Origin of the sequence: Lentzea albidocapillata (assembly GCF_000719115.1) — a bacterium.
Lineage (GTDB): Bacteria > Actinomycetota > Actinomycetes > Mycobacteriales > Pseudonocardiaceae > Lentzea > Lentzea albidocapillata.
In genome coordinates, this window is the sequence record NZ_JOEA01000002.1 from 168347 (window position 1) to 182583 (window position 14237).

At 69.8% G+C, this 14237-nt stretch carries 10 protein-coding genes; 8 read left to right on the plus strand and 2 right to left on the minus strand.

Features of this window, described 5'->3' with window-relative positions; translation table 11 throughout:
- Positions 1 to 7 precede the first annotated feature (7 nt).
- From IG04_RS0102835 to IG04_RS0102855, 5 genes are read left to right on the plus strand one after another with little or no spacing between them, the layout of a single operon-like run.
- Positions 8 to 1534 (plus strand): ABC transporter substrate-binding protein, encoded by a 1527-nt coding sequence (locus IG04_RS0102835; RefSeq protein ID WP_030474921.1) that lies wholly within the window; start codon positions 8 to 10, stop codon positions 1532 to 1534.
- A complete protein-coding gene (locus IG04_RS0102840) occupies positions 1531 to 2475 on the plus strand; it encodes an ABC transporter permease (protein WP_211257652.1) in 945 nt (314 codons plus the stop codon). The genes IG04_RS0102835 and IG04_RS0102840 overlap by 4 nt, the downstream gene beginning before the upstream one ends.
- A complete protein-coding gene (locus IG04_RS46215) occupies positions 2472 to 3245 on the plus strand; it encodes an ABC transporter permease (protein WP_030474923.1) in 774 nt (257 codons plus the stop codon). Before IG04_RS0102840 ends, IG04_RS46215 begins: the two co-directional genes overlap by 4 nt.
- Positions 3242 to 4660 (plus strand): ABC transporter ATP-binding protein, encoded by a 1419-nt coding sequence (locus IG04_RS0102850; RefSeq protein WP_036013457.1) that lies wholly within the window; start codon positions 3242 to 3244, stop codon positions 4658 to 4660. The genes IG04_RS46215 and IG04_RS0102850 overlap by 4 nt, the downstream gene beginning before the upstream one ends.
- Positions 4657 to 5220 carry a GNAT family N-acetyltransferase gene (locus IG04_RS0102855; protein WP_036013461.1) on the plus strand — a complete coding sequence of 188 codons (564 nt, stop codon included), beginning with the start codon at positions 4657 to 4659 and terminating at the stop codon, positions 5218 to 5220. The genes IG04_RS0102850 and IG04_RS0102855 overlap by 4 nt, the downstream gene beginning before the upstream one ends.
- Positions 5221 to 5300: 80 nt before the next feature.
- Here IG04_RS0102855 and asnB read toward each other — a convergent pair whose 3' ends face one another.
- The gene (asnB, locus tag IG04_RS0102860) at positions 5301 to 7127 is read right to left on the minus strand and encodes an asparagine synthase (glutamine-hydrolyzing) (RefSeq protein WP_030474926.1); all 1827 of its coding nucleotides are present in this window, start codon (positions 7125 to 7127) and stop codon (positions 5301 to 5303) included.
- 161 nt (positions 7128 to 7288) lie between these two features.
- Here asnB and IG04_RS0102870 point away from each other — a divergent pair, with 161 nt between their 5' ends.
- Positions 7289 to 8587: a beta-ketoacyl [acyl carrier protein] synthase domain-containing protein gene (locus tag IG04_RS0102870; RefSeq protein WP_084400774.1), complete on the plus strand. Its 1299-nt coding sequence runs from the start codon at positions 7289 to 7291 to the stop codon at positions 8585 to 8587.
- A gap of 7 nt (positions 8588 to 8594) precedes the next feature.
- Here the strand turns inward: IG04_RS0102870 and IG04_RS0102875 are convergent, their stop codons facing one another.
- Positions 8595 to 10334, minus strand: coding sequence for an ABC transporter ATP-binding protein (locus tag IG04_RS0102875; protein ID WP_245815841.1), 1740 nt, complete (start codon positions 10332 to 10334; stop codon positions 8595 to 8597).
- 255 nt (positions 10335 to 10589) lie between these two features.
- On the opposite strand from IG04_RS0102875, the gene IG04_RS0102880 reads away from it, so the two are divergent.
- Positions 10590 to 10889, plus strand: a complete 300-nt coding sequence (locus IG04_RS0102880; protein ID WP_030474929.1) for a hypothetical protein — start codon at positions 10590 to 10592, stop codon at positions 10887 to 10889.
- A gap of 167 nt (positions 10890 to 11056) precedes the next feature.
- Positions 11057 to 14236, plus strand: a complete 3180-nt coding sequence (locus tag IG04_RS0102885; RefSeq protein ID WP_144065118.1) for a S8 family serine peptidase — start codon at positions 11057 to 11059, stop codon at positions 14234 to 14236.
- Position 14237 lies beyond the last annotated feature (1 nt).

Sequence of the window (14237 nt, forward strand, 5' to 3'; positions counted from 1 at the left end):
AACAAGCATGTCCCTGAACCGCCGCGGTTTCCTCGGCCTCACCTCCGGTCTGGCGGTCGTCACCCTCGCGGGGTGCGGCAGCGGTGCGACCTCGGCCTCCTCCACGCCGCGCACCGGTGGCAGGCTCCGCGCCGCGTTCGCCGGTGGTGGTGCCAAGGAAGTGCTCGACCCCCACCTGGCCAACCTGTTCGTCGAGGCCGCGCGGTCGAAGGCGATGTTCGACAAGCTCGCGGACCTCGGCGGGGACGTGTCGCCCCAGCCGCGTCTCGCGGAGAAGTGGGAGCCGAACGCCGACCTGACCCGCTGGCGCATCACCTTGCGCAAAGCGGTGTTCCACGACGGCAGACCAGTGCGAGCCCAGGACGTGCTTGCCAGCTACGCGCGCATCCTCGACCCCAACCGCGCGTTCCGCGCCAAGTCGAGCCTCGCGCTGATCGACCTGCCGAACAGCCGTGTGGTGGACGACCTCACCGTGGAGTTCGCGCTGAAGCGGCCCTTCGGCGAGTTCCCCAACGCTCTTGCGGCATTCGGCGCGTACATCGTTCCCGAGGGAGCCGAGGACTACACCTTGCCGGTCGGGTCCGGGGCGTTCAGCTTCGTGTCGTTCGAGCCGGGCAGGTCCGTGCTGCTCAAGCGCAACCCCGAGTACTGGGAGGGCGCGCCGCTGCTGGACGAGCTGGAGTTCGTGATCGCCAACGAGGAGTCGGCGCGCACCAACGCCCTGCTGGGCGGGCAGGTCGAGTACGCGCACGACCTGACCCCGACCACCGCGCGCAGTCACGCTTCCGGTGACCGGATGACGATCCACCGCTCCCCCAACAGCGCCGTGCAGGCGTTCGCCATGAAGGTGGACCGGCCGCCGTTCGACAACCGCGACCTGCGGGAGGCGTTGTTCCTGCTCGCCGACCGGCCGCAGCTCGTGGAGTCGGTGCTCGCGGGCAGCGGGCAGGTCGGCAACGACCTGTTCGGCAAGGGCTACCAGCACTACGCCGACCTCCCGCAGCGGGAACGCGACCTGGACAAGGCGAAGTTCCTGATCCGCAAGGCCGGCGCCGAGGGCCTGGTGGTCAAGCTCGACACCTCCACGGCCGCGGCCGGCATGGTCGAGGCCGCCACTGTGTTCGCCGACCAGGCCAAGGGATCCGGGCTGACCATCGAGGTCGTGCAGGGCAACAAGGACAGCTACTGGGCGGACACGCTCAAGAACGGCTCGCTGTCGAGCTTCCGCTCCGGTGCCATGCCCATCGAGACCCACGTCGCGCAGCGCCTGCTCAGCGGATCGGGCACCAACGTGACCAAGTGGGCGCGGCCGGAGTTCGACGCGCTGTACGAGAAGGCGGTGTCCACTTCGGACGCATCCGCGCGCACCCAGGCCTACCAGGAGATGCAGCGCGTGCTGCACACCGAGGGCGGCTACCTGATGTGGGGCTTCGCGGACTGGATCGTGGGCGCGAAGCCGAACGTCGGCGGGATCTCCACCGCGCCGGCCAACACGCTCGACTGGGCCCGGTTCGACAAGGTGTGGCTGGGGTGAGTCTCGCGTCCTACGCGGCCCGCCGGGCCGCGCTCGGGCTGATGCAGGTGCTGGCCGTGGTCACCCTCGTGTTCTTCCTGGTCGAGGCTCTGCCGGGAGACGCGGCGGTGGCCCTGGCGGGTGACAACCCCGACCCCGCGCGGATCGCCCAGATCCGCGCGGCCATGGGACTGGACCGGCCCGCGCCCGAGCGGTTCGCCGAGTGGCTGATCGGGTTGCCACAGCTGGACTTCGGCGAGTCCCTGGTGTCGGGACGGCCGGTCGCCCAGTTCCTGTCCGCCGGGATCGGTCCGACCGTCGTGCTCGCGGTGCTGACGCTGGTGCTGCTGTTGCCGATCTCGGTGCTGGTCGGTGTGCTGGCCGCGCTGCGCGAGGGCAGCCTGCTGGACCGGGCGCTGACGTCGGTCAGCGTGGCACTGCACTCGATTCCCGAGTTCGCGCTCGCCGTGGTGCTGATCGCGGTGTTCGGCGTGCAGCTGGGATGGCTGCCGCCGACCGCCGTCGGCGCGGACGTGCTGGCCGAGCCCGCGGTGCTGGTGCTGCCGTTGGTGGTGCTGCTGGCGCGGCCGATCTGTTCGATCAGCCGCCTGGTGCGCGCGGGCATGGTCGACGCGCTGGCGTCGGACTACGTGCGCCACGCCCGCCGCCTGGGGATCGGCGAGACGCGGGTCCGGTTCGGCCACGCCCTGCCGAACGCTCTGTCGCCGGCGGTGCAACAGGTCGCGCGCACCACGGACTGGTTGCTGGGCGGGGTGATCGTCGTCGAAGCGGTGTTCGTGATCCCCGGCCTCGGGACCGTCCTGGTGGACGCCGTGGCCGCGCGGGACCTGCCCGTGGTGCAGGGCCTGGCAGTGGTCTTCGCGGTCACCACGGTGGCCGTCAACCTGGTGGCCGACCTGGTGGGCTTCCGCCTGGCCCCACGCTCCGAGGTGGTCGCGTGAAGCGAGCGGGTATCGGCGGACTGCTGATCGTGGTGCCGCTGGCGCTGGCGCTGCTGGGTCCGCTGTTCGTGCCGGAGCAGACGGCCCGCAGCGCCCCGTTCATGCCGCTGGGTCTGCTGGGCACCGACTTCGTGGGCCGGGACACCTGGCACCAGGTGCTCGCCGGCGGCCAGACGGTCGTGCTGGTGGCGTTGCTCGCCACCGCCTTCTCCTACCTGGTCGGGGTTCCCTACGGCGTGGTCGCGGCCACCGCGCGGCTGCGGCTGGTCGACGAGTTGCTGATGAGGCCGCTCGACGTGCTGCTGGCGGTGCCGTCGTTGCTGGTGCTGATCCTCGTGGCCGCCATCACCGGGCAAGGGCTCGTGGTGCTCATCGGCATCGTCACGCTCGTCAACTTCCCCGACGTCGCCCGCCTTTCCCGCGCGACGGCACTGGAGATCGCCGCACGGCCGGCGTTGGAGGCGATGCGCATGCAGGGCGAGTCGTGGTGGCAGACCTCGATCGTCTACACCGGACGGTCGATGCTGCGCACGCTCGCCGCCGATCTGGGCGTCCGGCTCACCGCCGCGCTGTACCTGGTGGCGTCGGCCAGTTTCCTCGGTGTCGGCGTGCCACCGGACGCGGCGGACTGGGCCGTGATGGTGGACCGCAACCGCGGCGGGTTGTTCCTGCAGCCGTGGGCCGTGGTGGTACCGGCGTTGCTGATCATCTCCCTGTCCATCGGGTTGAACCTGGTGTTCGACCGCGCGTTGCGGAAGGTTCGGACATGACCCCGGTCGTGCACGTGGAAGACCTGCGCGCCGAGGCGGGCGGGCACGTGCTGCTCGACAGCGTCAGCTTCGCCCTGTCCGAGGGCCGGGTCCTGGCCCTGGTCGGCGCCTCGGGCAGCGGCAAGACCACCACCGGTCTCGCCCTGCTCGGCGAACACTCCCCCGGCGTGTCGGTCAGCGGACGGGTCGAGGTGCACGGACGCGTCGGATTCGTGCCCCAACAGCCCGCTTCCGCGCTCAACCCGGTGCGCCGGCTAGGTGCCGTGTTCCGCGAGATAGCCGCATTGCACGACGGTGACCCCGAGGAACTCATCAGCACGGCACTGCGCCGGGCGCGGGTCCCGGCCGACCTGCTGCGCCGCTATCCGCACCAGCTGTCCGGCGGCCAGCAGCAACGGGTCGTGCTCGCCCAGGCGCTGGTCGGCGACCCGGCGGTACTGGTCGCCGACGAGCCCACCACCGGGCAGGACGCCCTGACGCGCGCCGAGGTCGTCGACGAGCTCGCCGCCGTCGTCGCCCAGGGAGTGGCATTGGTGTTGCTTACCCACGACGTGGAGGTGGTGCGGGCACTCGCCGACGAGATCGTGGTGCTGCGCGCGGGTCGCGTGGTCGAAGCCGGACCCGCACACGACCTGCTGACCAATCCACGTGAGGACTACACCCGCGCGCTTCTGGACGCTCTGCCGCCGATCCCCGCCGAGGTCCCCGAACGGGCGCCACGGATGCGGGTTCGCGGCCTGACTGCCCGGTACCGCAACGCCACCGTCCTGCACGACGTGGACCTGGAGGTCGGGGAACGGCTGGCGGTCGTCGGCCGCTCCGGCAGCGGCAAGACCACCCTCGGCCGTTGCCTGGCGGGCCTGCACCAGCAAGTCACCGGCGAGGTGCTGATGCACGACCGGCCACTGGCGCGGTCACTACGCCGACGGCCGCGAGCCGCTCTGGCCGCCGTGCAGTACGTCTTCCAGGACGCGCGGGGGTCGTTCGACGAGCATCGCACGGTGCTGGACCAGGTCGCTCGGACAGCGGTGCGGCTGCGCGGTGTGCGCCCCGGCGAGGCCCGCACGTCGGCGCTCGTCGCCTTGGCGCGCGTCGGCCTCGACTCCGACACGGTGCTGCGGCTGCCGCGCGGCCTGTCCGGCGGCGAACTCCAGCGGGCGGCCCTCGTGCGCGCCCTGCTCGCCGAACCGGAGGTGCTCGTGTGCGACGAGATCACCTCGGGCCTGGACGCGGTGACCCGCGCCGGGCTGCTCGACCTGCTCGCGAGCGTGCCGTGCGCGCTCGTGCTGATCAGCCACGACCTCGACGTCGTGGCCCGGCTGGCCGACCGGGTAGCCGTGCTCCACGAAGGACGCGTCGTCATCCACGGTCCGGTCGCGACCACTTTGGACGGCGCGAAAGAGAGGATGCAGTGAACAAGCACCACCCCTACGAAGTGCGGTTGGCGACTCACGCCGACCTGCCCGGTGCCCGCAGCGTCATGCTGGACACCTTCTACCGCGAGTTCGGTCACGGCTACCGCCCCCAGTGGCACACCGACGTGATCGACCTGGCGGGGGCCTACCTGGACACGCCCAAGCACGCGCTGTTCGTCGCGGTCGACGGCGACGAGGTCGTGGGCACCACCGCCGTGCGGGCACAGGGACCGGCCAGTCCGCCCCACCCGGCGTGGATCGCCGAGCGCTACTCCGGCGACCGGACGGCCCAGCTGTTCCGGGTGTACGTCCGGGCGGAGCACCGGCGCCGCGGCCTCGCGCGGGAACTGGTCGACGCCGCGGTCCGGTTCATCGCCGAGACCCCCGGCTACGAGCAGATCTACCTGCACACCGACACCCGCGTGGCCGGTGCGGAGGCGTTCTGGCGCTCGGTCGCGGTAGAGGTCTGCGACGCCCGCGACGGTGACCCGGACCGCCACCAGACCGTGCACTTCGAGATCCCCGTGCCGGTTCTCGCCGGCGCGGGCGAGGCGAGATGACGTGACGCGGTTACCCGCACCCAGGCCGGCGGGAGAGTAGATCCCGTCGGCCTGGGTGGGGCTGTTCACGGCCGATCCACCTAGGCGCCGTGCCGCGGTTGTGTGGTGCGCAGCCACAGGTCGAGGTTGAGTGCGAAATCGATGCCCGAGCGGGTGGCGTGATCGGAGCCGGGCCGCTCGAGCCGCTCGCGCAGCCGTTCGGGTTCCAGCAGTGTCCACACTGGAGCGGACGGGGTGGCGAGCAGGTCGCGGGCCTGTTCGGTGATCGCGCGGTGGTAGGCCGGGTCGTGGGTGACCGGGTAGGGCGCCTTCGTGCGGCCGATCACGCTGGCGGGCAGCAGTGGCGCCACGGCCGCGCGGAGCAAGGACTTCTCGCGTCCGTCGAAGCTGTGGTGTGCCCACGGGGTGTTGAACGCGTACTCGACGAGCCGGTGGTCGCAGAACGGCACACGCACCTCCAGGCCCACGGCCATGCTGAGCCGGTCCTTGCGGTCGAGCAGGTGCGGGAGCCAGCTGGTGAGGTGCAGGTACATCATTCTTCGCATGCGGTTGTCGGTCTCGCCGGCCAGGCGGGGCACTTCGCCGAGGGTTTGCCGGTAGTGCGCCTCGCGGTGTGCGGCGATGCCGAGGCCGGCGGTGACGTCGTCGCGCAGCAACGCCTGATAGGTGCCGCTGTGGCCGGTGAAGTACCGCCACGGGTGATCGTGGGCGTGGACGCGGTCGGCGTCGTGGAACCACGGGTAGCCGCCGAAGACCTCGTCGGCGCTCTCCCCGGAGAGCACCACGGTGGTGTGCTCGCGGACCGCGCGGAACAACAGGTACAGCGAGGTGTCCATGTCGCCCAGCGCGGGGGCGTCCTTGGCGGTCACCACCGCTCGGCGGTGACGGGGATCGGTGAGCTCGGCGGAATCGAGCACGATGTCGCGGTGGTCGACGCCGCAACGGGTTGCGACGTCGCGCACGAACGGAGCGTCCGGAGTGGACCGCAGCCTGGTGCCGGCGAAGTGGTCCGCGTTGCCGGTGAAGTCGACGGAGAACGTCCGCAGCGGCCTACCGTCGCGGCGCGCGGCACGTTGACCGAGTGCGACCAGGGCGCTGGAGTCCAGGCCGCCGGAGAGCAGGGCGCCGAGCGGGACGTCGGCCTGGACGTGGCGCGTGGTGATGTCCTCCAGGAGATCGCCGACGCGCGCGACAGTGGTGTCGACGTCCTCGTGGTGGGGACGTGCTTCCAGTTGCCAGTAACGCCGTTCGTGCACTCCGCTCGCGTCGAGGATCACGACCGTGCCCGGCCGGACCTCGTTCACGCCTTGGAACAGGCTCTGCCCTGAAGTGTGCACGGACGCGAGGAAGTCACGCAGTCCATCGGTGCTCACGGACGAGCGGACGAGGCCACTGGCGAACAGGCTCTTGGGTTCGGAGGCGAACAGCAGCCCGGCGCCGTGCCGGGTGTAGTGCAGGGGTTTGACGCCGAGCCGGTCGCGGACCAGGACGAGCCGGCCGCGCAGCTGGTCCCAGATCGCGAACGCGTACATGCCGTTGAGGCGGGAGACCGCGTCGACGCCCCACTCGAGGTAGGCGTGCAGCACGACCTCGGTGTCGGTGCCGGTGCGGAACTTGTGACCGCGCCGTTCCAGCTCGTCGCGCAGTTCGCGGTGGTTGTAGACCTCGCCGCTGTAGGTCATCGCGACGACCGGTTCGTCGCTGTCGTCGGTGAAGACGAAAGGTTGCTGACCGTGTGCCGGGTCGAGCACGGCTAAGCGGCGATGGCCGAGCACGGCGTGCTGTCCGCACCAGATGCCGTCCCCGTCAGGTCCACGGGACGCCATGGTGTCGTTCATCCGCTGGACGCGCTCGCGCATCCCGGTGGACGGACGGGCGAGATCCGCCCAGCCTGCAATGCCGCACATCGGCTCACGGTTCTTTCGATCGAATGATCATGAAGTGGGCCAATGAGATCAGAAACGTCACCCAAAGTGCCAATGACTCACTCAAAGTGATGACGATCATGAGGACGCACGCCTGCTGACCGCTACGGTCGTGCCCGGATCCGTCGTCAGAAGAGGTCTCTGTGAACACCTGCGAGCCGATCGCCATCGTCGGCATGGGTTGCCGCTTTCCCGGCGCCACCACTCCCGGACAGCTCTGGGAGCTGATCTGCGGCGAGGTCGACGCGATGAGCGCCACGGCACCCCCGAGCCGGTTCGACGCTCGCGCGCTGCACGACCCGGCACCGCGCCGGCCCGGCCGGGTCGTCAGCCTCGACGGTGGTTTTCTGGACGACACAACGGACTTCGCGCCAGGCGCCTACTTCGTCACCGAACGCGAGAACACCACCCTCGATCCACAGCACCGCGTGCTGCTCACCTGTGCCGGCGACGCCCTCGCGGACGCGGGCCTGCCGCCGGAGGCGATCGCCGGGCGCGACATCGGTGTGTTCATGGGGCAGAGCACCGGAGAACACTGGGATCGCCTGCAGGGCACGACCACCGTCGACATGTACGCCATCGCCACCGCCGCCGCGCGCAGCATGGCGTCCGGACGCATCAGCTACGCCTGGGATCTACGCGGCCCGTGCACCACCGTCGACGCGGCCTGTTCCTCCGGCACGCTGGCCGTCCACCTCGCCTGCCAGAGCCTGCGCACCGGAGAGTGCGACACGGCGCTGGCCGGCGGTGTCAGCCTCGTGCTGGGCACCGACCACACCGTCGGTTACTCCGCCGCCGGAATGCTGTCCCCCACCGGACGCTGCCGCTTCGCGCACGAGAACGCCGACGGCTTCGTGCGCAGCGACGGCGCCGGAGTGCTTGCCCTGAAACGACTTTCGAGCGCACAAGCCGACGGTGACACCATCCACGCGCTCATCCTCGGCAGCGCACAGGCCAGCAAGGGCCGCACCGCCAAGGCGATCATCGCGCCATCGACCGACGGTTACCTGCAGGTGATCACGCGAGCAGCGGCCACCGCGGGCATCACACCGGACGCCATCGGCTACGTCGAGGCCCACGGCAACGCCGCACCGGCCGGCGATCGGCTGGAACTGCAGGCCATCGGAGCCACCATCGGAGCCCATCGCCCCGCGGACAGCCCCTGCCTGGTCGGCTCCGTCAAGACCAACATCGGCCATCCCGAAGCAGCAGGCGGTGTCGCCGGGCTGATCAAAGCAGCGCTCGCGGTACGGAAACGCATCGTTCCCGCCAGTCTGTACAGCGACTACCCCACGTCCCAAGTGGACTGGGCGGGACTCAACATCGCACCTGTGCCACAGGCGACGCCATGGCCGGGCAACGGCCCGGCGATCGCCGGGGTCAGCAGCTACGGCCTGTCCGGCACGTTCGTGCACATCCTCGTCGGCGAACCGCCGAACTGACCGGACGTCACGGAACCGCACGGACCCGGACCTCGTGATCTCCCGCATGCTCGCCGTCGACCGCCTCGTCGAGGAAGCCGCCGGACTGGTGGCGCCACAGCTTCGCGTACGTCCCGTCGACGTCGAGCAGTTGCGCGTGGGTGCCCTGTTCGACGATCCGACCCCGGTCGAGCACGATCAGCCGATCCATCTGCACGACCGTGCTCAGCCGGTGTGCCACGACGATTGCGGTGCGGCCCTCCATGAGCCGCCACAGTGCCTCCTGGACCAGCACCTCGCTCTCCGAGTCCAGCGCGCTGGTCGCCTCGTCCAGCAGCAGGATCGGCGCGTCACGCAGGATGGCGCGGGCCAGCGCGACCCGTTGCCGCTGTCCGCCGGACAGTTTGATACCGCGTTCGCCGACCATCGTGTCGAACCCGTCGGGCAGCGCGTCCGCGAACTCCGTCACGTGCGCGGCATGCGCGGCGCGGTGGATCTCGGCGTCGGTCGCGCCCGGCCGTGCGAACGCGATGTTCTCGCGCAGCGTCCGGTGGAACATGGCCGGGTCCTGGGGCACGTACCCGATCAGGCCGCGCAGGTCGGCCTGACTCAGGCGGGCGATGTCCTGGCCGCCGATGAGGACGCGGCCCCGATCGACGTCCATCAGCCGCAGGAGCAACCGGGTGAGCGTGGTCTTGCCGCCGCCGGAGCGGCCGACGAGCCCGATCCGCGTGCCCGCCGGGATGTCCAGGTCGAGCCCGTCGAACAGCGGCTCGCCGCCGCCGTGCGTGAACACGACGTTCTCGAACTGGACCTGGGAGTCCTTCACGCGCAACGGTTCCGGATGTTTCAGGTCGAGCACGGTCGGCGGGTCGAGCAGCAGTTCGGTGAACTGGGCCGCCTCGGTGAGCGCACTCTCCACCTGCCGGTAGATCTGGTTGAACTCGAACATGATCCGCGTCGCGTTCCCGAAGTAGGCGAACGTCACCACGATCGCCTCCACGCCGAGCCCGTCACTGACCCCGATCGCGACCACGAGGCCGAGCACGTTGGTGAGCACGGACAGCGGCGCGATCACGGTGTCGATGCGCAGGTTGCTGTAGTCCCACGACCGCAGTGCCAGCGTTCGCTGCTTGGCGGCACGGGTCCGGTGCTCCGCGCCCTCACGCCGCTCGGCGGCGAACGCCCGCACCGTGTCCATGTTCATGAGCGTGTCCGAGACGTGGCCGGACACCTGGGCGATGGCGGCCTCACGCTGGACGACCAGCCGCTGGCGGTGGCGGATGAGCGGCGCGACCACACATCCCGTGACCAGGATCAGGCCGACCAGCACCGCGACGAGGATCGGGTCGTAGCTCCACAGCACGACGCAGGCGAAACCCAGCGGGATGAGGTTGGCGAAGACCTTGAACGCCAGCGTGTCCACGAAGTCCTCGAAGCGGAACGCGAAGCTCAGCACCCGTTTGGTGAGCGAGCCGGCGAAGTTGTCGTGGAAGAACGCCGCGTCCTTCGCCAGCAACTCGTCCATCGCGAGGGCGGACAGGTTCTCGATCCCGCGGCCGTCCACGCGGTTGAGGCAGTGCAGGCCGATGCGCCACAACAGTTCCGAGAACAACATGAAACCGCCGAAGGCCAGCACGTACGGCAGGACGGTGCCGAGGCTTGTGCCGCCACCACCCGCAAGCATTCCCACGAGCCCGCCCACCGCCAACGGCGCGAGATAGAGCTGGCACGTGACGCCCAGCGCGGGCAACACGAGCCCACCCACGGAGAGGAATCCGTGGCGCCGCAACTCTTTTCCGTACAGGCGCAGAGCGAGCGGCACCGCGTTCTTACGGACAGGTCTTTCTGATTCTGGCACGACCATCCGACCCCCTTCCCCCGACAACTCAGCGTCCTCATGCTGCCGCAGAGGGCCGGGTGGCAGCGATCGAATATCGCCGCGTGGCGCGGCCGGCGGAGTGCCTGTCTGTGGTGTCACCGTGCACACTGACGGATTCCCGTTCGACCGAAGGACTGAGCCGTGCCCGACCGACCCGAGATCGTCTGCATCTGCGGCTCTGCCCGGTTCGTGGACGAGATGCGTGCGGCGAACCGTGATCTGACCTTCGCGGGTGTCATCGTCGTCGCGCCAGGCGAAACAGACGAGTTGATCACCAACGAGCAGAAGACCGCGCTGGACGCCCTGCACCTGCGCAAGATCGACCTGGCTGACCGGGTTCTGGTCGTCAACCCCGGCGGGTACGTCGGCGAGTCGACGAGCAGGGAGATCGCATATGCCCACGCCACCGGCAAGCCGATCTCGTTCACCGATCCCGTCTGACCAGCCCATGCCGTACTCATCGAGCACCGCGCTTTGTGGCCGAATCGGAGTAACGCAACCCGATTCGGGCGGATGACCCAAACCAACGCAACAAGGCAACTCTCTGCGGTATCTCTGTTACTGAGGGCAACATCGCTCTCTGTAACGCAGAACATGGGGAGTTCGCGTTGAAGAAATCGATTCTCGCCGCAGGGCTCGCGGCCGCCGTGGGTGTCACCACAGCGGCCGTACCTACGGCCATGGGGGAAACCACCGCAGCGCAACACGTCGACGCGGGCGGTCTGACGACAACGGTCACGCTGATCACGGGTGACCTGGTGCACGTGTCCAACGGGCAGGTGCAGACGCGCGCGGCGAAGGGCCGTGAAGGCGTCCGGTTCCACCACTACACGGACGATCGGGGCGACCTGCACGTCATCCCGCTCGACGTCCAGCCGCAGATCACGGCGGGCACGCTCGACCAGCGGCTGTTCGACGTCTCGCTGCTCGCGCGGTCCGGGTACGACGACGCCGGGCGCGACACGATCCCGTTGATCGTTCAGGGCGGGGCCGCGCCGCGTTCGGCGGACGCGAAGTCGTTGCCGAGCATCGGCGCCCACGCCGTACAGGCCGACAAGAAGGGCGGCTTCTGGTCGGCGGCACGCACCACCGGCGCGGCCAAGGTGTGGCTCGACGGGAGAATCACCGCCTCGCTCGACCGCAGTGCCGCGCAGATCGGCGCACCGCAGGCGTGGCAGCAGGGATTCACCGGGTCCGGCGCCACGGTCGCCGTGCTCGACACCGGCATCGACACCACGCACCCCGACCTGCAGGGCGCTGTGGTGGAGGAGAAGAACTTCACCCCGGCCGCCACCACCGACGACAAGTTCGGCCACGGCACGCACGTCGCGTCGACGATCACCGGTGACGGCAGGTACAAGGGCATCGCGCCGGACGCGAAGCTGTTCAACGGCAAGGTTCTCGACGACAACGGCGGTGGCAGCGAGTCCGGCGTCATCGAGGGTATGGAATGGGCCGCCTCCAAGGCCGACGTCGTCAACATGAGCCTCGGCACCAACGCGCCCAGCGACGGCACCGACCTCGTGTCGCAGGCCGTCAACCGGCTCACCGCGGAGCACGGCGCGTTGTTCGTGGTCTCGGCGGGCAACACGGGCGGCCCGGTCGCCTCACCCGCGGCCGCCGACGCCGCGCTGACCGTCGGTGCGGTCGACCGCACCGACAAGCTCGCCGCCTTCTCGAGCCGCGGGCCTCGCGCCGGCGACGGGGCCATCAAGCCGGACATCACCGCGCCCGGTGTGGACATCGTCGCGGCGAAAGCGAAGAACGGTGTCATCGGCACGCCGGTCGACGAGGGGCACGTGTCCCTGTCCGGTACGTCGATGGCGGCACCGCACGTCGCGGGGGCGGCGGCGATCCTCGCGGCGAAGAACCCCACGTGGTCCGCACAGGACATCAAGACCGCGTTGATGAACTCCGCCAAGCCCTACGCGGACTCCGGCGTGTTCGACCAGGGCGCCGGACGCGTCGACATGGCCCGCGCGGTCACCACGAGTCCGGTCGCCACCCCTGCCAGCATTGGCTTCGGCACGGCGCAGTGGCCGCACGACGACGACCAGCCGATCACCAAGAAGATCACCTACCGCAACACCGGCACCGAACCACTCACGCTCGACCTGACCGTCGCCGAGCAGAAGCCGCCGGCGAACGGCCTGTTCAGCGTGTCCCCGGCGAAGCTGACCGTCCCGGCGGGCGGCACCGCGGAGGTCACGGTCACCGCCGACACCCGCGTGGCGGGCCCGGACGGCGTGTACGGCGCCGCGATCCTCGCGTCCAACGGCGTCCGCGTGCCCATCGGCGTGCACAAGGAGCCCGAGAGCTATGACGTGACGCTCGACTACATCGGTCACGACGGCAAGCCCGCCAACGCGTGGGACTACCTGCTGCTGGGCTACGACCGCCGCACGTTCGTCCAAGGTGCTGCCCCGACCGGCACGGCGAAGATCCGGGTGCCCAAGGGCAAGTACCTCGTGAGCACGTTCTTCGACACGCCTTCCGGCGATCCGAACGTGCGCAGCAAGCTCACCGTGGCGTACGAGCCGTCCATCGAGATCACCGGCACCAAGACCCTGACCTTCGATGCCCGCACGGCCCACGAACCGTCGATCACCGTCGACCGCAAGGACGTCACGCAGGCGAGCGGTTCGCTGACCGTGCAGCTCGACGCCGGGGAGTTCGGCTTCGGCAGCGGCTGGGGCACCCGTGACTGGAACGGCTTCTACGTCCACCCGTCGGCCACCTCGGCCGAGGGCTTCACGTGGTCCGCGAGCAGCGTGCTCGCCAAGCAGAACGCCGAAGGAACCTTCTACGGCAGCCCGTTCCAGTTCCACTCGCAGACCACAGGCGAGGACAAGCTCCCCGTGGCGATCAGGCACAGCGACCGCGAACGGGACATGGCCCAGGTCGACGCCACGCTGAAGGCCCGCGTCCCCGGCTCGACCGGTGCTCGCAACAACGGCGTCCACGGCCCGCTTCCCTTCAAGCTCAAGGAGTTCTACACGCCCGGCATGGCATGGAGCCGGTCACTGTTCGAGGACTTCGGCCCGGCGGTGCCGCCCACCGTCGTCGTCGACGTGAACCCGAAGACGTTCCAGCGCGGCGCCAAGAGCACCGAGCAGTGGAACACCGCCGTGTTCGGACCGGCCTTCCCCGCGGTCCCGGCCGAGGCGACCGGAGCCTGGGCGGGACGGCAGGGCGACCAGCTGTTCGTGAACACGCAGCTGTTCGCCGACGGCACCGGCGAACACCGGATGATCGACTTCGGCAACAGCAAGGGCAGCACCAAGCTGACCGCGAACGGCAAGCTGGTGGCCGAGTCCGCGGACGCGGGCTACCTGTACACCCCGGTGCCCGCGGCGAAGACCGGCTACCGGCTGCACGCCGAGGGCAACCGCGTCCCGCTGTCGTCGAAGGTGACGGCGGACTGGACGTTCAGCTCGGAAACCGTGCCGGGCGACCGAGCCAAGGCGTTGCCGCTGCTCGCGGTCCGGTTCGAGCCGAAGCTGGACGACCACAACCAGGGCCGCGCGGGCAGCGTGCTCACGGTCCCGGTGACGGTACAGCGCAACGGTGCCAAGGCTGATGTCACCAACGTCCGCACCCCACAGGTCGAGGTCTCCTACGACGAGGGCAAGACCTGGCAGCGGACGACCGTGTTCAAGGCCGGCAACAGGTGGCTGCTCACGCTGCTGCACCCGAAGAACGCGAAATCGGTGTCGTTCAAGGCGAAGACCGGTGACGCGCAGGGCTCCGTCGACCAGACGGTGATCCAGGCGTACACGCTGAAGTGAC